Genomic DNA, 25,056 nt, shown 5'->3' with positions numbered 1-25,056 from the left:
GGGGCGCAACCAAGGAAGGTTACAGGCTGCTCATGGCGCGCGGGCCCAGATCACTGCGCACGGGCAGCGGCGCGATCCGCACCCGGGCCCCCAGGATCGCCAGTCCGTGCGGGGCCACGACCACCGGTTCGAGATCCACCGCGGCGACCTCCGGCAGGTCGTCCACCAGGCACGACACCCGCAGCAGCAGCTCCTCCAGGGCCGCGGTGTCCACCGGGTCCGAGCCCCGCCAGCCGAACAGCAGCGGAGCCGCCCGGACCTCCCGGATGAGACTCGCCACATCCTGGTCGGTGGCCGGCACCAGCCGGTGGGCGACGTCGCCCAGCAGCTCCGCCGGGGCCCCGGCCAGGCCGAAGGACAGGATGGTGCCCACCGCCGGGTCGACGGTGGCGCCGATCACGGTGTCCACCCCGCGCGGCGCGAGCCGCTGCACCACCAGCTGCGCCTGGGCGGCGCCGCCCAGCAGCGCGTCCAGCTCCCGGTGCGCCCGGCGCAGCCCGGGCTCCCCGGTGAGGTCCAGCCGGACGCTGCCGAGGTCGGGGCGGTGGCGCAGGTGCGGGGCGGTCGCCTTCAGCGCGACCGGGTAGCCGAGGACGGCGGCGGCCCGTACCGCGCTCTCCTCGTCCGGCGCCGGCAGCGTCGGGTGGACGTCGATGCCGTAGGCGGCGAGCAGCGCGTTCCCCTCGGCCTCCGCCAGGGTGATCCGGGCGCCGCCGGGCTGGAGCCGGGCCGCGGCGGCGGCCCGGGTGCCGAGGGCCGCCTCGACCAGCGTGCGGGCCGCGCCCTCGTCGATCCGGTCGAGTTCGGGGACCCGCGCGGTCTCCTCCGCCTCGGCCGTCCGGCGGCGCCAGTCGGCGTACCGGACGGCGTGCGCCAGCGCGTGCACGGCCCGCTCGGGCGCCGGGTAGGCCGGGATGCCGCCGTCCCGGAGCCGGCCGGTCAGATCGGTCAGGGCCAGGTGGGCGAGCAGCAGCGGCTTGCCCAACTCCTTTGCCCTGGATGCGGCTTCGAGGAGGGCCTCGGCGATCTCCGGATCGTCCGACCCGGGGTCGTCCGCGTGCAGCCGGCCGCCGGTGAAGGCGTGCGCGGCGGTGCCGATCGGCGGGATCGCCACCGCGATCACCGCGTCCACCGCCGGGTCGGCGAGCGCGGTGTCCAGCGCGATCCGGAAGTTCTCGCCGGTGGCGGCGGTGGTCAGGTCCACCGGCGTGCGCGGGCGCAGCCCGGCGCTGAGGCAGGCGTCGTGGGTGAGCAGGCCCATCGAGTCGGAGTTGCCGACCACGGCCACCCGGTCGCCGGGCGGCAGGGGCTGGCGGGCGAGCAGCTCGCCGGCGTCGAACAGCTCGGTGATGGTGTCCACCCGCAGCACCCCGGCCTGCTGGAACAGCGCGTCCACGGTGGCGTCGCGCAGGCCGCTGGCGGCCGGCTGGACGGCGTGGCCGGGCGGGAGGCTGCCGGTGTGCCGGGCGCCCTTGACCACCACCACGGGCTTGACGGTGGCCAGCCGGCGGGCGATCCGGGTGAACTTGCGGGGGTTGCCGAAGGACTCCAGGTAGAGCAGCACCACGTCGGTGGCCCGGTCCTCCTCCCAGTACTGGAGCAGGTCGTTGCCGGAGACGTCGGACCGGTTGCCGACCGAGGCGAAGGAGGAGACGCCCAGGCCGCGGCGGTGGGCGGCCTCCAGCAGGGCCACGCCGATCGCGCCGGACTGGCAGAAGATCCCGAAGCCGCCGCGCTCCGGCAGGACGGGCGCCAGTGAGGCGTTCAGCGGCTGGTCCGGGTCGGTGTTCACCAGGCCGAAGGCGTTCGGGCCGATCACCCGCATGCCCGCCGCCCGGGCCTGGCGGACCAGCGCCCGCTGGTGGTCGCGGCCGTCCGGGCCGGTCTCGGCGTACCCCGCGGTGACCACCACCAGGCCCTGCACCCCGTGCGCGCCGCAGTCCGCGACGACGGCCGGCACCGCGGCGGCCGGCACGGTGATCACCGCGAGGTCCACCGGCCCGGGGATCTCCAGCACCGAGCGGTGGACCGGCACCCCGTCCAGCTCGCCGCCCGGCGGGACGTTGCGGTTCACCGCGTACACCGGCCCGTGGAAACCCGCGAGGTCGCGCAGGACCGCCCGGCCGACCGTCTGCGGGTTGCGCGAGACCCCGACCACGGCGACCGAGCGCGGGGTGAGCAGCCGCTGCACCGACCGGGCCTCCGCCCGGTGCTCGCGGGCGCGCATCACGGCCAGCGAGGCGGCGGTGGGCTCCAGGTCGAACTCCAGGTGCACGACGCCGTCGGCGATGCTGCGGCGCTGGGTGTAGCCGGCGTCGGTGAAGACCTTGACCATCTTGCGGTTCTCCGGGAGCACCTCGGCGACGAACCGCCGGATGCCGCGCTCCTGCGCGACCGCGCCGATGTGCTCCAGCAGGGCGGAGGCGACGCCCCGGCCCTGGTGGGCGTCCTGCACCAGGAAGGCGACCTCGGCGTCGGTGCCGTCCTCGGAGGGGCGGCCGTTCTCGTCGATGCGGTCGTAGCGGACGGTCGCGATGAAGCGGTCGCGCACCACCACGGCCAGGCCCACCCGGTTGACGTAGTCGTGGTGGGTGAAGCGCCGGACGTCCTTGTCGGACAGCCGCGGGTAGGGCGCGAAGAAGCGGAAGTACTTCGACTGGTCGGACACCTGCTCGTAGAACTCGACCAGGCGCGCCGCGTCGGCGGTGGTGATCGGCCGGATCCGGGCGGTGCCGCCGTCCCGCAGCAGGACGTCGGCCTCCCAGTGCCGGGGGTAGCCCTGCTCGTCGGTCGGCTTCGCCTGCGGTGCCCGAGAGTCGTCCACGTTCGTCAGGTTATCGGGCGGCGGGCCGGATGGCGCCGGGCACGCGCCCACGGCACTGTGGAGGGGCGCCCACCGCCGCGGACGGTGACCGCCGAGGCCCTTCGGGCCGGGGCCGCGCACGTGGCCGGACCACCTCCGGGAGACCGGCCGGAAGGGCTCCGTGCCCGGTCAGACGCGTTCCGTGGTCGCGATCGGCGGCGAAGCAGTCCGGCACTCATGCGACACTGGTCTAGACAACATGGCCGTCTACGTAACATGGCCAGCAACACCGAAAGGCACGTCTCATGGCTGAGCGCCGCGTCACCATCGGTTGGGCCGAGGGCCTGCACGCCCGTCCCGCCTCCATCTTCGTCCGCGCCGTCACGGCCACGGGCGTGCCGATGACCATCGCCAAGCCCGACGGCAAGCCCGTCAACGCCGCGTCGATGCTCGGCCTGCTCGGCCTCGGCGCCGAGGGCGGCGAAGAGGTCGTCCTCGCCTCCGAGGCCGAAGGCGCCGACAGCGCCCTCGACCGCGTCGCCAAGCTCGTCCACGAAGGCCTCGACGAGCTGCCCGCGGCCTGAGCCGTCGCCTGCGCCGGAGGGGTGCGCCACAGCGGGACGGCGCACCCCTCCGGCGTACCGGCGCCCCCGGACGCCCGCCCGGCGCGGCGAACCCGTGCGGCCGGCGCGCGAAGGCGGGGCCCCGGCGCCGCCGCCGGAGCCCCGCCCTCCCCGGCGGTCAGCCCTTGACGCAGATGACCTGCTTCAGGTGGGCGACCACCTCGACCAGGTCCCTCTGCTGGGCGATGACCTTCTCGATCGGCTTGTAGGCACCCGGGATCTCGTCGACGACGCCGCTGTCCTTGCGGCACTCGACGCCCTTGGTCTGCTCGGCCAGGTCCTTCGTGGTGAACCGCTTCTTGGCCGCCGTCCGGCTCATCTTCCGGCCCGCTCCGTGCGAAGCCGAGTTGAAGGCCGCCTCGTTGCCCAGTCCGCGGACGATGTACGAACCGGTCCCCATCGAGCCGGGGATGATCCCGAAGTCGCCGGAGCCGGCCCGGATCGCGCCCTTGCGGGTGACGAGCAGGTCGACGCCGTCGTAGCGCTCCTCGGCCACGTAGTTGTGGTGGCAGCTGATCACCTGGTCGAAGCCGACCCTCGCCCGCGCGAACTCGCGGCGCACCACGTCCTGGAAGAGCGCCATCATCACCGCACGGTTCTTCTTGGCGTACTCCTGGGCCCAGAACAGGTCCTGCCGGTAGGCCTCCATCTGCGGGGTCTGCGCGATGAAGACCGCGAGGTCGCGGTCGACCAGCCCCTGGTTGTGCGGGAGCGAGCGGGCCACGCCCATGTGGTGCTCGGCCAGCTCCTTGCCGATGTTGCGCGATCCGGAGTGCAGCATCAGCCACACCGAACCGGACATGTCCACACATACTTCTATGAAGTGATTCCCGGCGCCCAGGGATCCCATCTGCTGCATCGCCCGCTCGCGCCGCCACTTCACCTCCGGCGCGACGGTGTCGAACCGCTCCCAGAAGTCGTCCCAGCCGGCCGCGCCGAGGCCGTGCAGCTTCTGCGGGTCCACCGGGTCGCTGTGGAGCCCACGGCCGACCGGGATGGCCTGCTCGATCTTGGACCGCAGCCGGGACAGGTCGTCCGGCAGGTCCTTCGCGGTGAGCGAGGTCTTCACCGCGCTCATCCCGCAGCCGATGTCGACGCCGACCGCCGCCGGGCACACGGCGCCGTTCATGGCGATCACCGAGCCGACCGTCGCGCCCTTGCCCAGGTGGACGTCCGGCATCACGGCGAGCCCGTGCAGCCACGGCAGCGTACTGATGTTGCGCAACTGCTGGATGGCCTGGCCCTCGACGGTGGCCGGGTCGGTCCACATCCGGATCGGGACGCGGGCTCCGGCGATCTCGTACGGGGCTGGTACTGCGGTCTGCGACATGACTGAACGACCTCCGGGGTCGACTGGATTCCATGCTAGTTCGGGGGGTGCCGCGCGAAGCTTCCGGCGTGGCTCGGGTACGTCCTGGACGCGGCGCTCAGGAGCTGCGGCGTCGGCGCGAGGCGGGACGGGGCAGTCTCGGGGAGCGCTGCGCGCCGGTGGGGCGCAGGGTGGGCTCGACCCGCATGGTGACCGCCTCCTTCCGTCGTCCTGGCACCTGCGCAGCACGTTCGGCTGCGGGATGTATCTACCCACGGGGGCGGTGGGCACGGCAAGGGAATTACCCGGCGCGGACGCGAAGGGGCCCGGCGGAGCGGGTGCTCCGCCGGGCCCCTGTCCCGTGCGCGCGGGAGGCCGGCCGGTCAGGAGGTGACGACGGTGACCTCGCCGATGCCGAGCTTCTTGACCGGGTCGGCGATCACGGCGGCGTCGCCGACCAGCACGGTGACCAGGCGGTCCGGCGGGAAGGCGGCGACCACGGCCTCGGTGGCGGCGGCCGTGCCGAGCTCGGCGAGCCGCCGGTAGACCTCGGACTGGTAGTCGTCCGGCAGGTACTGCTCGACCTGGTCCGCGAGGGTCCCGGCGACGGACCCGGCGGTCTCGTACTTGAGCGGGGCGACGCCCACCAGGAACTGGACGGCCTCCTCGCGCTCCGCGTCGGTGAGGCCCTCGGCGGCGAGCGTGCGCAGGATGGTCCAGGTGTCGGCCAGCGCCGGGGCGGTCGAGGCGGTGTCGACCGAGCCGCTGATGGCGAGCATCGCGCGGCCGGAGCCGTCGGCGGCGGAGCGCAGCGGCTGGGCGAAGGCCCGGACGCCGTAGGTGTAGCCCTTCTCCTCGCGCAGGACGCGGTCCAGGCGGGAGGTGAGGGTGCCGCCGAGGCAGTAGGTGCCGAGGATCTGGGCGGCCCAGGCGTCGTCGTGGCGGTCCGGTCCGATCCGGCCGATGAGCAGCTGGGTCTGGACGGAGCCGGGGCGGTCGACGATGATCACGCGGCCGGTGTCGTCGGCGGTGACGGGGGCGTGCACGCTCGCCGCGGCCGGGGTGCCGGTCCAGGTGCCGAGGGTGGTTTCGAGCAGCGCGGGCAGGTCGGTGCCGGTGAGGTCGCCGACGACCACGACGGTGGTGGTGGCGGGGCGGATGTGGGCGTCGTAGAACGCCTTCACGGCCGCCCGGTCGATGGCCTTGACGGTGTCGGCGGTGCCGCCGCGCGGGCGGGAGAGCCGGTCGGCGGCGTCGAAGAGGTCGGCGTAGAGGGCCTTGGCGGCGCGGCGCGCGGGGTTGGCCTGCTCGTGGACGATCTCGTCGAGGCGGTTGGCGACCAGCCGCTCGATCTCGTTCCCGGGCAGCGCGGGGGCGCGCAGGGCGTCCGCGAGCAGGGTGAGGCCGCGCTGCAGGCGGGAGGCCGGGACCTCCAGGGAGACCCGGATGTTCGGGTGGTCGGCGTGCGCGTCCAGGGTGGCGCCGGTGCGCTCCAGCTCGGCCGCGAACTCCTCGGCGGTGAGGGTGTCGGTGCCCTCGTTGAGGGCGCGGGCGAGGATGCCGGAGACGCCGTCCAGGCCCTCGGGTTCGGCCGCGAGCGGGGCGTCGAGGAGGACGTCGACGGCGACCAGCTGCTGGCCGGGGCGGTCGCAGTGCAGGACGGTGATGCCGTTGGCCAGGGTGGTGCGGTCCGGCCGGGGGAACGCCCACGGGCTGGGGGTGCCGGGCTCGGGCTGGGGGTGGAACGTCATGGCGGGGGTGGGGTCGGTGCTCATGCGGCCGTCTCCTCCTCGGTGTCGTCGGCGGCAGCGGTGTCGTCGGTGCCGTCGGTGGGCTCGTAGACGAGGACGGCGCGGTTGTCGGGGCGCAGGCGGGCCCCGGCGATCGCCTTGACCTCCTCGGCGGTGATGTCGAGGACCTTGGGGAGGGCGTCGTTCAGCAGCTTGGGGTCGCCGAACAGGACGGCGTAGCGGCAGAGTTCGTCGGCGCGGCCGGCCACGGTGGTCAGGCGGTCGAGCCATTCGCGCTCGATCTGGGCCTGGGCGCGCTCCAGTTCCTCGGCGGTGGGGCCCTCGGCGGCGAAGCGGGCGAGCTCCTCGTCCACGGCGCTCTCGATCTGGGCGATGGTCGCCTCGCCGGAGGTCTTCACGTCGAGCCAGCCGAGCGAGGGCGCGCCGGCCAGGCGCAGCAGGCCGAAGCCCGCGACGACGGCGGTGCGGTCGCGGCGGACGAGCCGGTTGTAGAGGCGGCTGGACTCGCCGCTGCCCAGGATGGTGAGGGCGAGGTCGGCGGCGTCGGCCTCGCGGGTGCCGTCGTGCGGGAGGCGGTAGGCGGCCATCAGGGCGCGGGAGGGGACGTCCTCCTCGACCAGTTCGCGGGTCTCGGCGCCGATGGTGTCGGGGAGGCTGCCGTCGCGCGGCGGCTGCTTGCCGTCGTGGGCGGGGATGGTGCCGAAGTACTTCTCGATCCAGGCGACGGTCTGCTCGGGGTCGATGTCGCCGACGACGGACAGGACGGCGTTGTTGGGCGCGTAGTAGGTGCGGAAGAACGCGCGGGCGTCCTCCAGCGTGGCGGCGTCCAGGTCGGCCATCGAGCCGATGGGGGTGTGGTGGTAGGGGTGGCCGTCGGGGAAGGACAGCGCGGTGAGCTTCTCGAACGCGGTGCCGTAGGGCACGTTGTCGTACCGCTGGCGGCGCTCGTTCTTGACGACGTCTCGCTGGTTCTCCATCGAGGTGTCGTCGAGCGCGGAGAGCAGCGAGCCCATCCGGTCGGCCTCCAGCCAGAGGGCGAGTTCGAGCTGGTGGGCCGGCATGGTCTCGAAGTAGTTGGTGCGTTCGAAACTGGTGGTGCCGTTGAGAGAGCCGCCGGCGCCCTGGACGAGCTCGAAGTGCCCGTTGTTGGAGACGTTGGCGGAGCCCTGGAACATCAGGTGCTCGAAGAGGTGGGCGAGACCCGTACGGCCCTTGACCTCGTGGCGGGAGCCGACGTCGTACCAGAGGCAGACGGCGGCCACCGGGGTGAGGTGGTCCTCGGAGAGCACCACGCGCAGGCCGTTGGCCAGGCGGTGTTCGGTGATGGCGATGGCAGCGCCACTGCCTCCGGTGGAGGCGGCTGCGGGGGCCGGGTTGGCCATGCGCTCGGGTCCTTCCCGTCGTCGAGGGTCGGGGGTTCGTTGAGTGATCCCCATTGTGGTGCAACGCGTGGAGGCCGTGGATGTGTCCGCGCGGACGGGGCGTTCGCCACGGGCGGAAGCGCCGTCGGGCGGGCGGGCCGGCCGCGGCCGGGGCGGCGGGAGATGCGCGCCGGTGGGTGGGGGGCGGCCCTTGGCGGGGTCTGTCGGCCGTAGGGTTCACAATGGGGGCGCTGAACGACTGGCCGACAGCCGCCCGGAGCACCGAAGGGTCCGCGGGCGCGGAGCGGTCCCCCGCAGTACGGACGCAGTCCGCCGAACGCCGGAGTACGGACGCCGTCCGTCGAGAACACAGAGCAGTCCAAGAGCACAGCGCCGCCCGGGCCCCTGGTCCGGGGCGGCAGACGAAGCCGACAGACGCAAGGGAGCCCCGCCGCGATGGCCCGCCGCAGTTCGCCTACCCCGCCGCCCGGAGATTTCGAGGAGCGGATCCTCGACGTCGATGTCGTGGACGAGATGCAGGGCTCCTTCCTGGAGTACGCCTACTCGGTGATCTACTCGCGTGCGCTGCCGGACGCGCGGGACGGTCTGAAGCCGGTGCACCGGCGGATCCTCTACCAGGCCAACGAGATGGGCCTGCGTCCGGACCGCGCGCACGTGAAGTGCGCCCGTGTGGTGGGCGAGGTGATGGGCCGGCTGCACCCGCACGGCGACGCGTCCATCTACGACTCGGTCGTGCGGATGGCGCAGCCGTTCTCGATGCGGCTGCCGCTGATCGACGGGCACGGGAACTTCGGTTCGCTGGGCAACGACGACCCGCCGGCCGCGATGCGGTACACCGAGTCGCGGCTGACGGCGGCCTCGATGGCGCTGGTGGAGTCGATCCACGAGGACACCGTCGACTTCGGGCCGAACTACGACGGCAGCGAGCAGGAGCCGTCGGTGCTGCCGGCGGCGTTCCCGAACCTGCTGGTGAACGGCACCTCGGGGATCGCGGTCGGGATGGCGACGAACATGCCGCCGCACAACCTGGCCGAGGTGGTGGCGGCGGCCCGGCATCTGATCAAGCATCCGACGGCGGACCTCGACACCCTGATGCGGTTCGTGCCGGGCCCGGACCTGCCGACGGGCGGGCGGATCGTCGGCCTGTCGGGGATCCGGGACGCGTACGAGAGCGGCCGCGGCACCTTCAAGATCCGGGCCACCACCACGGTGGAGAACGTCACGGCGCGCCGCAAGGGCATCGTGGTGACGGAGCTGCCGTACACGGTGGGGCCGGAGAAGGTGATCGCGAAGATCAAGGACCTGGTCAACGCGAAGAAGCTGCAGGGCATCGCGGACGTCAAGGACCTGACCGACCGCGAGCACGGGCTGCGGCTGGTGATCGAGGTGAAGAACGGCTTCGTGCCGGAGGCGCTGCTGGAGCAGCTCTACAAGCTGACGCCGATGGAGGAGACCTTCGGCATCAACAACGTGGCCCTGGTGGACGGTCAGCCGTTGACGCTGGGTCTGAAGGAGCTGCTGGAGGTCTACGTCGACCACCGCTTCGAGGTGGTCCGGCGGCGCAGCGACCTCCGGCGGCGCAAGCGCCAGGAGCGGCTGCACCTGGTCGAGGGCCTGCTGGTGGCCCTGCTGGACATCGACGAGGTCATCGCGATCATCCGGTCGAGCGACAACGCGACGCAGGCCAAGGAGCGGCTGATCGAGCGCTTCTCGCTGTCGGAGACGCAGACCTCGTACATCCTGGACACCCCGCTGCGGCGGCTGACCCGGTTCGACCGGGTGGAGCTGGAGACGGAGCAGGAGAAGCTGAACGCGGAGATCGCGGAGCTGACCGGGATCCTGGAGTCGGACAGCAAGCTGCGCAGCGTGGTGTCGGCGGAGCTGGGCGCGGTGTCGAAGCAGTTCGGGACCGAGCGGCGGACGGTGCTGCTGGAGGCCGGCTCGGTGCCGGCGGCGGCCCTGTCGGTGCCGCTGGAGGTGGCGGACGACCCGTGCCGGGTGCTGCTGTCGTCGACCGGGCTGCTGGCCCGGACCGCGGACGGGGAGCCGCTGGAGCCCGCGGAGTCGCGGGGCCGGCACGACGTGATCGTCTCGGCGGTGCCGGCCACGGCGCGGGCCGACGTCGGGGTGGTGACCTCGGCGGGCCGGGTGCTGCGCCTGCCGGTGATCGACCTGCCCGGGCTGCCGCCGACGCCTTCGCCGACGCTGGCGGGCGGGGCGCAGGTGTCGGAGTTCCTGCGGCTGGAGGCCGGCGAGCGGGCGATCGCGCTGACCACGCTGGACGAGTCCTCGCCGGGCCTGGCGCTGGGCACGGTGCAGGGTGTGGTGAAGCGGGTGGTGCCGGAGTGGCCGGCCAACAAGGACGAGTTCGAGGTGATCGCCCTCAAGGACGGTGACGAGCTGGTCGGCGCGGTGGAGCTGCGGACCGGCGAGGAGGACCTGGTCTTCATCACCTCGGACGCCCAGCTGCTGCGCTACCCGGCGGGGCAGGTCCGCCCGCAGGGCCGGCCGGCCGGCGGCATGGCCGGCGTGAAGCTGACGGACGGGGCTCGGGTGCTGTCGTTCACCGCGGTCGATCCGGCGGTGGACGCGGTGGTGGTCTCGGTCGCGGGCGCGTCGGGGACGCTCACCGGCGAGGCGCAGAGCAGCTGGAAGGTCACGCCGTTCGAGCAGTACCCGCGCAAGGGCCGGGCCACCGGCGGTGTGCGCTGCCAGCGGTTCCTGCGCGGCGAGGACGCGCTGGCGTTCGCCTGGGCCGGTGCGGCGCCGGCCCGGGCCGCGACGGAGAAGGGTGCGCCGGTGGAGCTGCCGGAGCGCGACCCGCGCCGGGACGGTTCGGGTGTGCCGGTGACCACGCCGATCGCGGCGGTGGCCGGGCCGGCGTAGCGGTTCGCGGGACGGACGGGAGGGGGTGCCGGTCGGCGCCCCCTCCCGGCGTTCGCGGGGCCCGTGCGGCCGGTCCGGCGGGGGCGCGGGCCGGGGGTGCCTGCCGGGTCGGCGCCCCCGGGCAAAGGTAGGCTCAGCTGAGTGAGCACCTGTGCGACGGCGTCGCTGGAACTGTCGGAGCCGCTGTCCGCCACGGCGGCGACCGCGACCACCTGGCTGCTGGTGGAACAGACCGGGCCCTGGGGTGCCAAGGCGCTGACCGAGAGCCACCTCGGCGCTCCGCTCGGGCGGGCGCTGGACGCGGCCTGCGAGGGGACGGGTGTGCGGGTGGCGCTGATCCGGCGGCCGGGGCGGCACGCGGACAGCCTGCCGGACGCCCGGCGGGAGGTGATCGTCGCGCACACGGTGCCGGGCCGCTCCTGGGTGCGGCGGGCCTCGGTGGCGGATCCGGCCGAGCTGCTGGCGCTGGACTTCGGCGGGCTCGGGGCCGGCGACCACCAGGGTTTCGGCGCCGAGCACGTGGGCGGGCCGCTGGCCCTGGTGTGCACCAACGGCCGGCGGGACCGCTGCTGCGCGCTGCTCGGGCGGCCGCTGGCGGCGGACCTGGCGGCGGCCGGGCACAGCGAGGTCTGGGAGGTCACGCATCTGGGCGGGCACCGCTTCTCCCCCACCATGCTGGTGCTGCCGTACGGCTACGCGTACGGGCGGCTGACGCCGGAGAGCGCCAAGGAGGTGCTGGCGGCGACGGCCGCGGGGCACATGGTGCCGGAGTGGTCGCGGGGCTGTTCGGGCTGGGACCGCCCGGGCCAGGCGGCCGAGCACGCGGTGCGGGAGCTGACCGGGGAGACCCGGGTGGACGTGCTGACGGCGGCCCAGCGGCCGGACGGCGAGGGCCGCTGGCTGGTCACGGTCCGGCACGCGGACGGCCGGGGCTGGGAGGCCGAGGTGACCCAGGGGGCCAGTGAGCCGCCGCGTCCGGAGAGCTGCGGCAAGGCCGCGGCGAGGCCGGCCCGGATGGACGTGACGGCGCTGCGGCAGCTCTGACGGCCGGCTGCCGGGCCGCTACCGGTGCCGGTGCCGAGGCGGCACCCGTGGCACGGCGGCGGCCCCGCACCCGCTGTCCGGGAGGTGCGGGGCCGCGCCCCGGCGGCGCGACGAGGGGGGGCGGCCTGGCGGCCGCGTCGCGCCCCGGGTGCCGGCGGGCCCCGGTGCGGGGCCCGCCGGGCGGGTCAGCCGGCCGCGGCCTTGCTGACGAACTCGGTGGTGTAGGTCTTGGCGAGGTCGATCGAGGACTCCTTGCCCTGGACGTCCGGGTGGAAGGCGGCGAGCACCGCGAGCACCGTCTTCGGACCGTCCGCGGGCATCACCCCGTCCGTGGTGAACATCGGCAGGGTGGCCTTGATCGCGGCCGCGTACTGGTCCGCGCCGCCCTGGCCGTAGTCGGCCGGCATCTTGGCGGCGATCTCCTCGGGCGAGTGGTTGGACATCCACTTCAGCGTCTTCACGAACGCGTTGGCGAGCTTCTGGGTGGTGTCCTTGTTCTTCTCGACCCAGTCGGTGTTCATGTAGAGCGAGGACGAGGGGTAGAGGCCGCCGAGCGCGGCCCGGGAGCCCTCGGGGGTGCGCATGTCGTACAGCACCTTGCCGAGGTCCTTGGCGAGGATGTTGGCCACGGTCGGGTCGGTGGTCATGCCGGCGTCGATGCTGCCCTGCTGGAGGGCGGCGATGAAGGTCTGGCCGGCGCCGACCGCGATCGGGCTGAACTCGCTGACCGGGACACCGTTCTTGACGGCCAGGTACTTGGTGAGGAAGTCGGTGGAGGAGCCGAGGCTGGTGACGCCGAGCTTCTTGCCCTTGAAGTCGGCGCCGGACTTCACGGCGTCCGCCTGCTTGCTGGAGACCACCTCGACCTCGCCGGGCGCCTGCGAGAACTGGACCACCGATTCGACGGACTTGCCCTTGGCCTGGAGGTCGATGGTGTGGTCGTAGAAGCCGACCGCGCCCTGGACGTCCCCGGCCAGCAGGGCGGTGGTGGCGTTGACGCCGGCGGGCTCGCTCATCAGCTCGACGTTGACGCCGGCCTCGGCGAAGTACCCGAGGCGCTGGGTGAGCATGGCGGGCAGGTAGATGACCTTGTCCAGGCCGCCGACCATGATCTTGACCTTGGGCCCGTCGACGGACTGGCCGGCCGGTGCGGCGCCGCTGTGCGAGGTGGAGGCGGCGTCGTTGGCACAGGCGGTGAGGGAGGCGAGCAGCGCGGCGGCGACGACGGCTACGGCGGTTCTGCGCATGAGGTGGGGGCCTCTTTCTGCTTCTGCGGGCGGGGCGGACGAGACGCGGGGGGGGTGGGGGCGGGGGCTGGGTCAGCGGCCGTCGCCGGCGTCGGCCGGCTTCCAGCGGAACAGCCGTTTCTCGGCGAAGGTCAGCACGCCCTCGGTGAGCAGGGCGACCACCGCCAGGATCGTCATGGCGGCGTACACACCGGCGGCGTTGAAGGTGCCCTGGGCGGCGGCGACCAGCAGGCCGAGACCCTTGGTGGCGCCGATGTACTCGCCGACGATGGCGCCGATCAGCGCGAAGCCGAAGCTGACGTGCAGGCTGGTGAAGATCCAGGTGGTGGCGGCGGGGATGACCACCTGGAGGGTGACCCTGCGGTTGTCGGCGCCCAGGATCCGGGCGTTCGCGACCAGGTTGCGGTCCACCTCGCGGGCGCCCTGGAAGGCGTTGAAGAAGACCGGGAAGAAGACCAGGACGACGGCCGAGGCCACCTTGGAGGCCGGGCCGAGGCCGAACCAGATCAGGAAGATCGGCGCGAGGACGATCCGGGGGATCGCGTTGAGCACCTTGATGTACGGACCGAGGACGTCCGCCAGGAACCGGATCCGGCCGAGCGCGATGCCCAGCAGCACCCCGCCGACGACACCGATGACCCAGCCGGTCAGGGCCTCGTACAGGGTGTAGGCGATCTGCTCGCCGAGCGAGCCCTGGGCGGTGCCGTGGGTGATCCACTGCCAGATCTGGCTCCAGATCCGGGACGGCTGGGAGAAGTTGAACGGGTCGACGACCTCGGTCCGGGCGCAGACCTCCCAGAGCCCCAGGAAGAGCGCCAGCACCAGCACCCGGGCCCCGAGGACGGTGAACCTCCGGTGGCGGGCGGCCCGTTCGCGGGCCTCGGTGCGGGTGGCCGGCGGCGCGGGGGCGGGGGCGGCGGGCGCCGCGGTGTCCAACGTACTGTCAAGCGGCATTGCCCGCTCCTCTCTCCCTGGTGATGCGGACCTCTTCGCCGAGGGACGCCCAGATTTCGCGGTAGATCTCGATGAACCGGGGCTCCAGCCGGACCGCCTCGACCGTGCGGGGCCGCGGCAGGTCGACGGTGAAGACCTCCTTGACGGTGGCGGGGCCGGCCGTCATGACGACCACCCGGTCGGCCAGCGCGATCGCCTCGTCCAGGTCGTGGGTGACGAAGACGACCGAGGAGCCGGTGCCCGCCCACAGGTCGAGCAGCTGGTCCGACATCAGCGCCCGGGTCTGCACGTCCAGCGCCGAGAACGGCTCGTCCATCAGCAGGATCTTCGGGTCGTTGACGAAGGTCTGGGCGAGCGCCACGCGCTTGCGCATGCCGCCGGACAGCTGGTGCGGGTAGCGGTCCTCGAAGGCGGCCAGGCCCACCCGGGCCAGCCAGTCGCGGGCCCGCTCGCGGGCCTCGGCGACGGGCACCCCGCGGAAGCGCGGGCCGGCCATCACGTTCGACAGGACGGTGCGCCAGGGGAAGACCGCGTCCTGCTGGAACACGAACCCGACCTGGTCGCTGATCCCGGCGACCGGCCGGCCCTGCACCCGCACCTCGCCCTCGGTCGGCTCCTCCAGGCCGCTGACCAGTGTCAACGTGGTGGACTTGCCGCAGCCGGTGGGGCCGACCACGGCCACGAACTCACCCTGGGCGACCGTGAGGTCCAGGTCGCGGACGGCGGTGTGCAGGGCCCCCGAGGGCGTCCTGAACCGCTTGGTCGCGTTGGTCAGCTCGATCGCCGGGACGGCGGCGGACGACGCCGCGGGCCGCTCCGGGGTGCTGGTACCCCCTCCGGTGACCGGCTTGCCTTGCTCGCTCATGAGACCTCCGAGGTCCGGCTCCGTCGCCGGGGTTCTGTGCTGTGCTCCGGAGGTTAGGAGTGGCGTACGCCACGGCGGGAGCCTTGTCGGCGTACTGCGGCTTCCGCGCGTTGAGGGGTGTTCTGCTCGTTTTGCTTCCGCTACAACTGCGGGGGCGCGGGCTGACAGAAACACGGCCGAAACGTAGGGTGTGCCGACCCGCCGCCACGACCGCACCGGCCGGGACCGGCGGACCGGCACCGTTACCTGTACCGCCGGGCCGGCATCACCATCCGCACCACCCATCGGCACCGCCATCGAACCGGCACCGGAGAGGAGCACCCGTTGAAGCGCCCGCACTGGCCCCGCCGGGTCTTCGCCCAGCTGCTGCTGAGCCAGACCGTGGTGACCGTCGGCGTCACCGCCGTCACCGCCGGGCTGTTCCTCGCCCCGGTCAGTTCGGAGCTCGATCGCGACGCGATGCAGCGGGCCCTGTCCATCGCCCAGTCCACCGCCGCCGACGAGAACATCGCACTGGCCGCCCAGGACCGGGACTCCGCCGCCGCCCAGCGCGACGCCGAGCAGATCCGGCTGGCCACCGGCGCCAGCTTCGTGGTGATCACCGATCTGGACGGCATCCGGCTCTCGCACACCGACCCCGCGCGGATCGGCCAGCGGGTCAGCACCGACCCCGAGCCCGCGCTGAGCGGGCGCAGCGTCACCGCGATCCAGCAGGGCACGCTGGGCCGCACCGCGCGCGGCAAGGTGCCGCTGCGGCTGGCCGACGGCCGGATCGTCGGCGAGGTGTCGGTGGGGATCAGCGACGACTCGATCCGCCGCCGGATGCTGGGCATGGTGCCGGGCATCCTGCTCTGCGCCGGTGCCGGCCTCGCCGCCGGCCTGGCCGCCACCCTGCTGCTGGCCCGCCGGCTCAAGCGGCGGACCCACAACATCGCGCTGGCCGACATCTCGGCGCTGCTGGTCGAACGCGAGGCGATGCTGCACGGCATCCGCGAGGGCATGGTGGCGCTCGACCGGCGCGGCCGGATCCGGCTGGCCAACGACGAGGCCTTCCGGCTGCTGGCGCTGCCCGCCGACTGCGTCGGGCGGCCGGTCGACGAGGTGCTGCCGCCCGGCCGGCTCGCCGACGTGCTGGCCGGCCGGACCGAGGGCGCCGACCTGCCGGCCGTGCTGGGCGACCGGGTGCTGGTGGTGAACCGCACCACCACGGAGCAGGACGGCGCGGTGGTGACCCTGCGGGACCGTACCGAGCTGGAGTCCCTGGTCCGCGAGCTGGACACCACCCGCACCCTCACCGAGGCCCTGCGGGCCCAGGACCACGAGCACGCCAACCGGATGCACACCCTGCTCGGCCTGCTGGAGCTCGGCCTGCACGAGCAGGCGGTGGCGTTCATCTCGGAGCAGTCCGGTTCGCACGCCGCGGTCGCCGCGAAGATCGCCGAGCAGGTGCAGGACCCGCACGTGGCCGCCCTGCTGGCCGGCAAGGCCGCGGTGGCCGCCGAGCGCGGCGTGCGGCTGGCGGTCACCGCCGGCAGCCATCTGCCGGACGCCGCCCTGGACCCGCGGGCGCTGGTTACCGTGCTGGGCAACCTGATCGACAACGCCGTCGACTCGCTCGGCGCGCCGGGCTCGCCGGCCGGCGGGACGGTCGAGATCACCGCGCTCGCCGCGGGCTCGACCCTGCTGCTGGGGGTCGAGGACAACGGGCCCGGCGTGCCCGCCGAGCTGCGGACCCGGATCTTCGACGAGGGCTGGACCAGCAAGGAGGCCCCCGCGCACCGCCCGCGCGGCCTCGGCCTCGCGATGGTGCGCCGCCTGGTCGAACGGGCCGGCGGGCGGATCGCGGTCGACCGCGGCCCGCTCGGCGGCGCCCGCTTCACCGTCGAACTGCCCGAGGCCCTGCACCCCGAGGCCCTGCACCCCGCGGCCCTCGCGGAGGCAGCCGTGGAACCAGCCCTGGAGGGAGCGCCGTGATCGACGTCCTGGTGGTGGACGACGACTTCCGGGTCGCCGACGTGCACGCCGCCTACGCGGCCAAGGTGCCCGGGTTCCGGGTGGTCGGCACGGCGCACAGCGCCGGCGAGGCGCTGGCCGCGCTGGAGCGCCGGCCGGTGGACCTGCTGCTGCTCGACCACCACCTGCCCGACCGCACCGGTCTCGAACTGGTCCTCAGCATGCGCGAGCGGCAGATCGGCTGCGACGTCATGATGGTCACCGCCGCCCGCGACGTCTCGACCGTGCACGCCGCCATGCAGCACGGCGCCCTGCAGTACCTGGTCAAGCCGTTCACCTTCGCCGGGCTGCGCGAGAAGCTCGTCGCCTACGCCGACCTGCGGCACGCGCTGGCCGGGCCGGCCGCCCGGGAGGCCTGCCAGGACGAGGTCGACCGGATGTTCGCCACCCTGCGCAGCGCCGCCTCCCCGATGGCGACGCTGCCGAAGGGGCACTCGGCGCCGACCACCGACCTGGTGCTCGGCGAGCTGCGCCGGGCCGGGCGCCCGCTCTCCGCCCAGGAGGTCGCGGACGCCACCGGCCTGAGCCGCTCCACCGCCCAGCGCTACCTCAAGCAGCTGGAGCGCGACAGCCGGCTGCGGCTGAGCCTGCGCTACGGCGACACCGGCCGGCCCGAGCACCGGTACGTGCTGCCCGCCGAACGCCGCTGAGGCCGGGGCCGACCGCACCGGGTGCGGCGGGTGCACCGGGTGCTCCGGAGGGCGGCCCCGGCCCGGTCAGGCCGCCCCGGTGCCGGTCAGGGCCCTGACCTCCAGCTCCGCGTACCGGTCCGGGTCCGGCAGCTCCCTGGAGGTGAGCGTGCCGAGCCAGCCGGCCAGGAAGCCCAGCGGGATGGAGACCAGACCGGGGTTCTCCAGCGGGAACCAGTGGAAGTCCAGACCGGGGAAGACCGCCGTCCGGCTGCCCGAGACCACCGGGGAGAAGATCACCAGCAGCACTGCGGGGACGAGCCCCCCGTACACCGACCAGATGGCTCCCCGGGTGGTGAACCGCCGCCAGAACAGGCTGAACAGCAGCACCGGCAGGTTGGCCGAGGCCGCGACGGCGAAGGCCAGGCCGACCAGGAAGGCCACGTTCAGCTGCTGGGCGAACAGGCTCAGCGCGATCGCCAGCGCCCCGATCACCACCGCCGCCATCCGGGCCACCAGCACCTCCTGGTGCTCGGTCACCTGGCCGCCGGCGTCCGCCCGGCGCCAGACCCGGGCGTACAGGTCGTGCGCGAAGGCCGCCGAGGAGGCCAGGGTCAGCCCCGCGACCACGGCCAGGATGGTGGCGAAGGCGATGGCGGAGATCAGCGCGAAGAGGATGATCCCCAAGGTGCTGCCCTCACCGCCGCCGAGGTTGAGCGCCAGCAGCGGGACGGCGGTGTTGCCCGCCGGGTTCGCCGCCCGCACGGCCGGCGAGCCGATCAGGGCGGTGGCGCCCAGGCCCAGCACGATCGCCATCAGGTAGAAGGCGCCGACCAGTCCGATCGCCCACATCGTGGAGCGCCGGGCGGCCCGGGCGGTGGGCACGGTGTAGAAGCGCGACAGGATGTGCGGCAGCCCCGCGGTGCCGAGCACCAGGGCCAGCCCCAGGCTGAAGAAGTCCAGCCGGCTGGTCAGGCCCGTCCCGTACTTGAGGCCGGGCTCCAGGTACCGCTGCCCGGCGCCGCTGCGCTCGGCGGCGGTCCGCATCAGGCCGGCCAGGTCACCGTGGAAGCGGACCAGCACCAGCACGGTGAGCAGCACGGACCCGGCGATCAGCAGGAAGGCCTTGACGATCTGGATCCAGGTGGTGGCCCGCATCCCGCCGACCGTCACGTAGACGATCATCAGCGCGCCGACCCCGACGATCGTCCAGGTCTTCGCCTGTCCGCTGTCCGTGCCCAGCAGCAGCGCCACCAGGCTGCCCGCGCCGACCATCTGCGCGACCAGGTACAGCAGGGTGACCACGATGCTGGCGCTGCCGGCCGCCGCCCGCACCTGGCGGTGGCGCATCCGCAGCGCCAGCACGTCCGCCAGGGTGTAGCGGCCGGCGTTGCGGACCAGTTCGGCGACCAGCATCAGCACCACCAGCCAGGCCACCAGGAAGCCGATGCTGTACAGCACGCCGTCGTACCCGTAGAGCGCGATCAGCCCGGCGACGCCGAGGAAGGAGGCGGCCGAGAGGTAGTCGCCGGAGAGCGCGAAGCCGTTCTGCAGCGGGCTGAAGTCCCGGCCGCCAGCGAAGAAGTCCTCGGCGGCCTGGCCGCGCCGGCCGGCCCAGAGCGTGATCGCCAGGGTGACCAGCACGACCACCGCGAACAGGGCGACGGCGAGGCCGTGGTGCTCCCCCGTGGAAGCGGCCGACGGCGGGGCGGCCGCTCCCACGGCGGAGCCGGCGGTGGCGAGGGCGGTGGCGGCGCTCACCGGAGCTGGTCCTGGGTGTTCCAGCGGAGTTCGAGGGCGGCCCGGTCGCGCCGGGTGCGGGCGTTCCGGGCGTACAGCCAGGTCAGCAGGAAGGTGGAGGCGAACTGGAGCAGGCCGAGCACCCAGGCCACGTTGAGCGGCCCGGCCACCGGGCTGCGCATCAGGGCGGGAGCGGCCGCCTGGGCGCCCACGTAGAGCAGGTACCAGCCCAGGAAGGCGCCCACGGCGGGGAAGACGAAGGCCCGGTAGCTCCGCCGGATCTCCTGGAACGCCGCGCTCTCCTGGACGGCGCGGTAGACCTCGGCCCGGTCGACGGGAGCGGCCGGTGCCTCGGGCGCGGGAGGGACCGGGACGGTCCTGAGCGCCTGGGCGGCCGGGGCCGGCGGGGCGGCGGGCACGGCGGGTGCGGGCACCGCGGACACGGGTGCCGCGGGCACGGCCGGCGGCACCGTCACCGGCTGCCCGGGCGGTGGCGCCACCGGCCGGGCGGGCTGGGCAGGTGGGGCGGTCTGGGCGGGCTGCCGCGTCGTCCGGCGGGACTTCGGAACAGCACGGGCCGGCCCGGCGGGCCGTGCGGCCCACCAGTCGAACCGCTCCCCCTGGTCGGGACTGCTCGTGTGCTGTTGTGGCACTGCTGCTCCTGGGCCCGGCGCACCTCTGACCGGACCATGATGGTCGCGCTCTCGCGCCGGGCCATGCCCGTTTGCAGATACGTTCACTCAATGAGGTGAGGATTCAGCCCGGAAGGCCTAGACCGGTCAGCCGGCGGATGACACTCCCTCACCACCGGTTTCCCGGCGCACGGTTCGGCCGGCTCAGGCCGGCGGCCGGGCGATCCCGTGCCGGAAGGCGTAGGTGACGGCCTGGGCCCGGTCGCGGACGGCGGTCTTGGCGAAGAGGTTGTTGATGTGGGTCTTCACCGTGGCCGGGCTGACGAACAGCCGTCCGGCGATCTCGCTGTTGGACAGCCCCTCCGCGATCAGGGCCAGCACCTCGGCCTCCCGGGTGGTCAGCCCGTCCGGCAGGGCGGCGGGGAGCGCGTGCGGCCGCCGCTCCGGCGCCCGCTCCGGTGCGAGCTCCTCGGCCGTGCTCGCCGACAGCCTTTCCAGCAGCCGCCGTTGGATCTGCGGCGAGAGCCCGGCCGCGCCCGACCGCACGTCGGCGACGGCCCGCGCGATCTCCTCGCCGCCGGCGTCCTTGGTGAGGTAGCCGCGGGCCCCGGCCTGCAGCGCGGGGAAGAGCGACTCGTCGTCCGCGTAGGTGGTCAGGATCACCACTTCGGTGCCGGGGTGCTCGGCGCGGATCCGCCGGGTGGCCTCGACGCCGTCGCAGCGCGGCATCCGAAGGTCCATCAGGACGACGTCGGGCTCGTGCCTCGCGACCAGCCGGACGGCCTCCTCGCCGTCGGCGGCGGCTCCCACCACCTCGATGCCCGGCAGCAGCCCCAGCAGCATCACGATCCCCTCGCGCACCACCGTCTGGTCGTCCGCCACCAGCACCCGGGTCGGCCGCCCGGCCGGCCCGCTGCCGTCGGCCGTCCCGTCCCCGCCACCGCGGCCGAAGGCGTCGTCCGTCATCCCGGCATCCGCAGCAGCACGCGCCATCCTCCCTCGTCGGGGCCCGCCAGCAGGGTGCCGCCGAGCAGTTCGGCGCGTTCGCGCATCCCCAGCAGACCGTACCCGCTGCCGCTCTCCGCCAGCCCGGCGACCGGCTCGGCGCGCGCCGTCCTGGACGCCGTGTTGCGGACCTCCAGCTCCACCACGTCCTCCAGGTAGCGCAGTTCGAGGGTGCACCGGGCACCGGGCGCGTGCTTGCGGGCGTTGGTGAGCGCCTCCTGCGCCGTACGGCGCACCGCCAGGCCGGCCTCCGCGGCGAGCGGCCGGGGCGTGCCCGTGACGGTGAGGCCGGCGCGTTCCCCCTCGGCCAGCCCCACCAGGTACTCGCCGACCGGCGTGAACTCCCCGCGCAGCGCGGAGAGCGCCTGCCGGGTCTCGGCCAGCCCGTCCTGGGCCATCCGCCGGGCGGCCACCACCCGCTCCCGCACCCGGGCCCGGTCGGCACCGCCGTCCAGCATCAACCGGGCCGCCTCCAGGTGCACGAGCTGCGCGGAGAGGCTGTGCGCCAGCACGTCGTGGATCTCCCGGGCGATCCTGGCCCGCTCGGCGAGCGCGGCGCTCTCCGCCTCGGCCGCCCGGGCCGCGCGCTCCTGCCTGAGCAGCCGGACCGCGGCGCCCCGGGCCTCGCCGTCCAGTCGCAGCAGGTAGCCGAACAGCGCCAGGCCGCCGACCGTGGCCGCGACGGCCGCCCAGCCGTCCCCGCTGGCCAGGGCGTAGGAGCCGAGGCTCAGCGCCGTCACCGGCAGGGCAGCGGCCAGCGGCAGCCGGATCAGAGCGGTCAGCCCGAGACCGCACCAGAGGAAGTTCGCCAGCAGGTGGGCGTGCCCGAGGTCGGCCGCCCAGGCCGTGGCCAGGAGGGTCGCCACCAGGGCCAGCGAGGACCGCAGCCACTGCTCGCGGCCGGCCCGCAGGAAGGCGGCGGCCTGGGCGAGCGCCGCGACCAGGCCGAGGGCGGCGGCGGCCACCCCCCACCCGTGCTGGTCGCCCGGGGCGAAGGTGCCCCAGACCAGCACCCCGGCCAGGACCGCCCGGCCGATCAGCGAGAGCGCCCTGCGGGCGGGCGTCGACGGCTCCCCGGCCGGCCCTTCGCGGGCCGGCCAGCGGGTCCAGGTCTCCGGGCGCAACGGCCGGCCTTCCTGTTCGGGTGCCGGACCGGTCCTCCCGGTTCGCGGCTCGGGCGAGGCCCCGGCGGGCGCGGGGCCGGGGCGGGACGCGGGCCCGCGTGATGTGCCGTCAGCCCGGCGTCGGGACGCCCTGGACGGGCTCCAGGTCACGCGCCCTCCAGTTCACCACGGCGCCCCTGACCAGCAGCAGGACGGCGAGGCTGAGCAGCAGCGCGTTGGTGCTCTGGTGGATGTGCAGGGCGGCCGCGAGGCCGAACAGGCCCAGCCGGGCGGCGATCATGCCGCCCCAGGCGGCCGCGGTGGCCTTGGTGCCGCGCACCCAGACGCCGCCGTCGGGCTCCCGGCTGATCCGGACCGTCCAGCCCCAGACCGTGCCCATCGCCGCCACCAGCAGCAGCGAGCCAGCCAGCAGGGCGATCGCCCCGGCCCGGTGGGCCGGGTCCAGCAGGTCCGGGTCACGCACGGCGATCACCGCCAGGACCGCGGGCACCACCCAGAAGCGGCGCTCGGTGTCGATCCGCTGCGGGCGCAGCTGGCGGCGGACCACCAGGGCCAGCACCGCGATGATCACGAGGATGTTGACGAGGCCGCTCATCGGTCGCTCCGTAGCCGCTCGGGGGAGGTCTGCTGACCTCTCCGACGCTACGGAGCGGGCGGCCCGGGGGGATCGGAGCCGGGGTTGAAACGCGGCGCGGGGCTCTCCACCCGGGGGTGGAGAGCCCCGCGCCGTGCGGGTGCCGCTAAGGTCCGGCCGGCGGGGCCGGTGACCGGGACACCCGGCGGAGCCGCCGGCTCAGGCGTCGATGCGGGAGCGGTCCAGGGTGGCCGCGGAGTCCACGATGAACTCCTTGCGCGGGGCGACGTCGTTGCCCATCAGCAGGTCGAAGATCCGCTCCGCCTGCTCCAGGTCGCCGAGGTTGATCCGGCGCAGGGTGCGGTGGCGCGGGTCCATGGTGGTCTCGGCCAGCTGGTCGGCGTCCATCTCACCGAGGCCCTTGTACCGCTGGACCGGGTCCTTCCAGCGCTGCCCCTTGCGCTGGAACTCCAGCAGGGTGCTGCGCAGTTCGGCGTCGGAGTAGGTGTAGTGGTACTTCTCCTGCCCGCGCTTGGGGTTGGTGAGCTCGATCCGGTGCAGCGGCGGGACGGCCGCGAAGACCCGGCCCTGCTCGACCATCGGCCGCATGTAGCGCTGAAAGAGCGTCAGCAGCAGGCAGCGGATGTGCGAACCGTCGACGTCGGCGTCGGCCATGAAGATGACCCGGCCGTAGCGGGCCTGGTCGATCTCGAAGGTGCGCCCCGAGCCCGCTCCTATGACCTGGATGATGGCGGCGCACTCGGCGTTCTTGAGCATGTCCGAGACCGAGGCCTTCTGGACGTTCAGGATCTTGCCGCGGATCGGCAGCAGGGCCTGGAACTCGGAGTTGCGGGCCAGCTTCGCGGTGCCGAGGGCGGAGTCGCCCTCGACGATGAAGAGTTCGCTGCGCTCGACGTCGTCGCTGCGGCAGTCGGCCAGCTTCGCGGGGAGCGAGGAGGTCTCCAGCGCGGTCTTGCGGCGCTGGGCCTCCTTGTGCTGCCGGGCCGCCACCCGGGTGCGGGCGGCCGCGACGACCTTCTCCAGGACGGCGCGGGCCTGGAGCTTCTCGTCCTTCTTGGCGGAGGTCAGGAAGTTCTTGAGCTCCTTGGCCACCACCGCCGCGACGATCCGGTTGGCCGCCGAGGTGCCGAGCACCTCCTTGGTCTGCCCCTCGAACTGCGGCTCGGCCAGCCGGACCGTCACCACCGCGGTGAGTCCCTCGGTGGCGTCGTCCTTGGTGACGTCGTCCTCCGCCACCCGCAGCAGCTTCGCCGAACGCAGCGCCTCGTTGACCGTCTTGGCCAGCGAGCGCTCGAAGCCGGTGACGTGGGTGCCGCCCTTGGGGGTGGCGATGATGTTCACGAAGGAGCGCAGGGTGGTGTCGTAGCCGGCGCCCCAGCGCAGCGCGATGTCCACCCCGAGCGTCCGGGTGACCTCGGTGGGGGTCATGTGGCCGAGCTCGTCCAGGACGGGGACGGTCTCCTTGAAGGTGCCCTCGCCGTGCAGCCGCAGGACGTCGCAGACCGGCTTGTCGGGGGCGAGGAACTCGCAGAACTCGCTGATGCCGCCGTCGTAGCGGAAGGTCGACTCCTCGACCTTCTCGCTCTCCGTCAAACGCTCGTCACGCACCACGATGGTGAGGCCCGGGACGAGGAAGGCGGTCTGCCGGGCCCGGCTGTGCAGGCCTTCGAGGGAGAGCTTCGCCTCCCGGAGGAAGATCTGCCGGTCCGCCCAGTAGCGGATCCGGGTGCCGGTGCGGCCCTTGGGGACCTTGCGGGCCTTGGTCAGGCCGTTGGCGGGCTCGAACGGCGCGTCCGGGCTGAGCTCGGTGAAGATGCCGGGGGTGCCCCGGCGGAAGCTGATCGCGTGGGTGTGCCCGCCGCGGTCCACCTCGACGTCCAGCCGGGCCGACAGGGCGTTGACCACCGAGGCGCCGACGCCGTGCAGGCCGCCGGAGGCCGCGTAGGAGCCGCCGCCGAACTTGCCGCCGGCGTGCAGCTTGGTCATCACGACCTCGACCCCGGACAGGCCGGTCTTGGGCTCCACGTCGACGGGGATGCCGCGACCGTTGTCGCGGACCTCCACCGAGGAGTCGTCGTGCAGGACGACCTCGATCCGGTCGCAGTGGCCGCCGAGGGCCTCGTCGACCGAGTTGTCGATGATCTCCCACAGGCAGTGCATCAGACCGCGGCTGTCCGTCGACCCGATGTACATGCCGGGGCGCTTGCGGACGGCCTCCAGGCCCTCCAGGACGAGCAGATGCCGAGCGGTGTAGTTGGACCCGTCGTCCCCTGACAGCAGGGCGGCCGACGCGTTCTTCCCGGCGCTCATGCCCGTGCCCCGATGCCCTCGGCAGGCCCCTGCCGCACCGCACACCTGTTGCTGGTTCGCTCGCTCCGCTCGCTCACGCGGTGCTCTCCTCGGTGAAGTTCTGTCTCGTCGGTCACATCCGGGCCCGGCCAGTGCATCACACCG

At 73.9% G+C, this 25,056-nt stretch carries 18 protein-coding genes; 5 read left to right on the top strand and 13 right to left on the bottom strand.

Features of this window, described 5'->3' with window-relative positions:
- Positions 1-19: 19 nt before the first annotated feature.
- Positions 20-2,824: a bifunctional acetate--CoA ligase family protein/GNAT family N-acetyltransferase gene (locus IE329_RS30290; RefSeq protein WP_190214196.1), complete on the bottom strand. Its 2,805-nt coding sequence runs from the start codon at positions 2,822-2,824 to the stop codon at positions 20-22.
- 284 nt (positions 2,825-3,108) lie between these two features.
- Here IE329_RS30290 and IE329_RS30285 point away from each other — a divergent pair, with 284 nt between their 5' ends.
- Entirely contained in the window at positions 3,109-3,387 is a 279-nt protein-coding gene (locus tag IE329_RS30285; RefSeq protein ID WP_190214195.1) for an HPr family phosphocarrier protein, read from the top strand.
- Between the two features lie 157 nt (positions 3,388-3,544).
- On the opposite strand, the gene IE329_RS30280 is transcribed toward IE329_RS30285, so the two are convergent.
- The 3 genes from IE329_RS30280 to IE329_RS30270 all read right to left on the bottom strand — a co-directional run bounded on the left by IE329_RS30280 (position 3,545) and on the right by IE329_RS30270 (position 7,868).
- Complete coding sequence (locus IE329_RS30280) at positions 3,545-4,756, bottom strand: RtcB family protein (RefSeq protein WP_190214194.1); 1,212 nt, start codon at positions 4,754-4,756, stop codon at positions 3,545-3,547.
- 362 nt (positions 4,757-5,118) lie between these two features.
- A complete protein-coding gene (locus tag IE329_RS30275) occupies positions 5,119-6,486 on the bottom strand; it encodes a M16 family metallopeptidase (RefSeq protein WP_373311344.1) in 1,368 nt (455 codons plus the stop codon).
- Positions 6,487-6,506: 20 nt separating this feature from the next.
- Positions 6,507-7,868, bottom strand: coding sequence for a M16 family metallopeptidase (locus IE329_RS30270; protein ID WP_190214192.1), 1,362 nt, complete (start codon positions 7,866-7,868; stop codon positions 6,507-6,509).
- Between the two features lie 435 nt (positions 7,869-8,303).
- Here IE329_RS30270 and IE329_RS30265 point away from each other — a divergent pair, with 435 nt between their 5' ends.
- Together IE329_RS30265 and IE329_RS30260 are read left to right on the top strand one after the other, a co-directional pair.
- Complete coding sequence (locus IE329_RS30265) at positions 8,304-10,754, top strand: DNA gyrase/topoisomerase IV subunit A (RefSeq protein ID WP_190214191.1); 2,451 nt, start codon at positions 8,304-8,306, stop codon at positions 10,752-10,754.
- Between the two features lie 141 nt (positions 10,755-10,895).
- Positions 10,896-11,798 (top strand): sucrase ferredoxin, encoded by a 903-nt coding sequence (locus IE329_RS30260; protein WP_190214190.1) that lies wholly within the window; start codon positions 10,896-10,898, stop codon positions 11,796-11,798.
- Positions 11,799-11,983: 185 nt separating this feature from the next.
- On the opposite strand, the gene IE329_RS30255 is transcribed toward IE329_RS30260, so the two are convergent.
- The 3 genes from IE329_RS30255 to IE329_RS30245 all read right to left on the bottom strand — a co-directional run bounded on the left by IE329_RS30255 (position 11,984) and on the right by IE329_RS30245 (position 14,864).
- Positions 11,984-13,045, bottom strand: a complete 1,062-nt coding sequence (locus IE329_RS30255; RefSeq protein ID WP_190214189.1) for an ABC transporter substrate-binding protein — start codon at positions 13,043-13,045, stop codon at positions 11,984-11,986.
- A gap of 72 nt (positions 13,046-13,117) precedes the next feature.
- Positions 13,118-13,999 (bottom strand): ABC transporter permease, encoded by an 882-nt coding sequence (locus IE329_RS30250; RefSeq protein ID WP_190214188.1) that lies wholly within the window; start codon positions 13,997-13,999, stop codon positions 13,118-13,120.
- Positions 13,989-14,864 (bottom strand): ABC transporter ATP-binding protein, encoded by an 876-nt coding sequence (locus IE329_RS30245; protein ID WP_229927888.1) that lies wholly within the window; start codon positions 14,862-14,864, stop codon positions 13,989-13,991. Before IE329_RS30245 ends, IE329_RS30250 begins: the two co-directional genes overlap by 11 nt.
- A 324-nt stretch (positions 14,865-15,188) precedes the next feature.
- Between IE329_RS30245 and IE329_RS30240 the strand changes: the two genes are divergently transcribed.
- Both IE329_RS30240 and IE329_RS30235 read left to right on the top strand, forming a co-directional pair.
- On the top strand, positions 15,189-16,838 hold the full coding sequence (locus IE329_RS30240) for a sensor histidine kinase (protein ID WP_190214187.1): 1,650 nt from the start codon (positions 15,189-15,191) through the stop codon (positions 16,836-16,838).
- Complete coding sequence (locus IE329_RS30235; RefSeq protein ID WP_190214186.1) at positions 16,835-17,527, top strand: response regulator; 693 nt, start codon at positions 16,835-16,837, stop codon at positions 17,525-17,527. The genes IE329_RS30240 and IE329_RS30235 overlap by 4 nt, the downstream gene beginning before the upstream one ends.
- Before the next feature lie 66 nt (positions 17,528-17,593).
- On the opposite strand, the gene IE329_RS30230 is transcribed toward IE329_RS30235, so the two are convergent.
- The 6 genes from IE329_RS30230 to IE329_RS30205 all read right to left on the bottom strand — a co-directional run bounded on the left by IE329_RS30230 (position 17,594) and on the right by IE329_RS30205 (position 24,912).
- Positions 17,594-19,228 carry a solute symporter family protein gene (locus tag IE329_RS30230; RefSeq protein ID WP_190214214.1) on the bottom strand — a complete coding sequence of 545 codons (1,635 nt, stop codon included), beginning with the start codon at positions 19,226-19,228 and terminating at the stop codon, positions 17,594-17,596.
- Positions 19,229-19,263: 35 nt separating this feature from the next.
- Positions 19,264-19,704, bottom strand: coding sequence for a DUF485 domain-containing protein (locus tag IE329_RS30225; RefSeq protein WP_229927887.1), 441 nt, complete (start codon positions 19,702-19,704; stop codon positions 19,264-19,266).
- 378 nt (positions 19,705-20,082) lie between these two features.
- Positions 20,083-20,844 (bottom strand): response regulator transcription factor, encoded by a 762-nt coding sequence (locus IE329_RS30220; RefSeq protein ID WP_190214185.1) that lies wholly within the window; start codon positions 20,842-20,844, stop codon positions 20,083-20,085.
- Positions 20,841-22,007 carry a sensor histidine kinase gene (locus IE329_RS30215; RefSeq protein ID WP_190214184.1) on the bottom strand — a complete coding sequence of 389 codons (1,167 nt, stop codon included), beginning with the start codon at positions 22,005-22,007 and terminating at the stop codon, positions 20,841-20,843. Before IE329_RS30215 ends, IE329_RS30220 begins: the two co-directional genes overlap by 4 nt.
- Before the next feature lie 109 nt (positions 22,008-22,116).
- Positions 22,117-22,602 carry a CcdC protein domain-containing protein gene (locus IE329_RS30210; RefSeq protein WP_190214183.1) on the bottom strand — a complete coding sequence of 162 codons (486 nt, stop codon included), beginning with the start codon at positions 22,600-22,602 and terminating at the stop codon, positions 22,117-22,119.
- Between the two features lie 198 nt (positions 22,603-22,800).
- On the bottom strand, positions 22,801-24,912 hold the full coding sequence (locus IE329_RS30205; RefSeq protein ID WP_190214182.1) for a DNA gyrase/topoisomerase IV subunit B: 2,112 nt from the start codon (positions 24,910-24,912) through the stop codon (positions 22,801-22,803).
- Positions 24,913-25,056 lie beyond the last annotated feature (144 nt).

This window comes from Kitasatospora indigofera, assembly GCF_014655955.1.
In the GTDB taxonomy this organism is placed as follows: Bacteria; Actinomycetota; Actinomycetes; order Streptomycetales; family Streptomycetaceae; genus Kitasatospora; species Kitasatospora indigofera.
This window is presented reverse-complemented; position numbering and strand designations above follow the sequence as displayed.

Excerpts from the sequence above, each read along its gene's own strand:
- IE329_RS30220 (WP_190214185.1), bottom strand. The coding sequence starts at position 20,844 with ATGACGGACGACGCCTTCGGCCGCGGTGGCGGGGACGGGACGGCCGAC.
- IE329_RS30265 (WP_190214191.1), top strand. The coding sequence starts at position 8,304 with ATGGCCCGCCGCAGTTCGCCTACCCCGCCGCCCGGAGATTTCGAGGAG.
- IE329_RS30280 (WP_190214194.1), bottom strand. The coding sequence starts at position 4,756 with ATGTCGCAGACCGCAGTACCAGCCCCGTACGAGATCGCCGGAGCCCGC.
- IE329_RS30205 (WP_190214182.1), bottom strand. The coding sequence starts at position 24,912 with ATGAGCGCCGGGAAGAACGCGTCGGCCGCCCTGCTGTCAGGGGACGAC.
- IE329_RS30250 (WP_190214188.1), bottom strand. The coding sequence starts at position 13,999 with ATGCCGCTTGACAGTACGTTGGACACCGCGGCGCCCGCCGCCCCCGCC.
- IE329_RS30210 (WP_190214183.1), bottom strand. The coding sequence starts at position 22,602 with ATGAGCGGCCTCGTCAACATCCTCGTGATCATCGCGGTGCTGGCCCTG.
- IE329_RS30270 (WP_190214192.1), bottom strand. The coding sequence starts at position 7,868 with ATGGCCAACCCGGCCCCCGCAGCCGCCTCCACCGGAGGCAGTGGCGCT.
- IE329_RS30245 (WP_229927888.1), bottom strand. The coding sequence starts at position 14,864 with ATGAGCGAGCAAGGCAAGCCGGTCACCGGAGGGGGTACCAGCACCCCG.
- IE329_RS30255 (WP_190214189.1), bottom strand. The coding sequence starts at position 13,045 with ATGCGCAGAACCGCCGTAGCCGTCGTCGCCGCCGCGCTGCTCGCCTCC.
- IE329_RS30275 (WP_373311344.1), bottom strand. The coding sequence starts at position 6,486 with ATGACGTTCCACCCCCAGCCCGAGCCCGGCACCCCCAGCCCGTGGGCG.
- IE329_RS30285 (WP_190214195.1), top strand. The coding sequence starts at position 3,109 with ATGGCTGAGCGCCGCGTCACCATCGGTTGGGCCGAGGGCCTGCACGCC.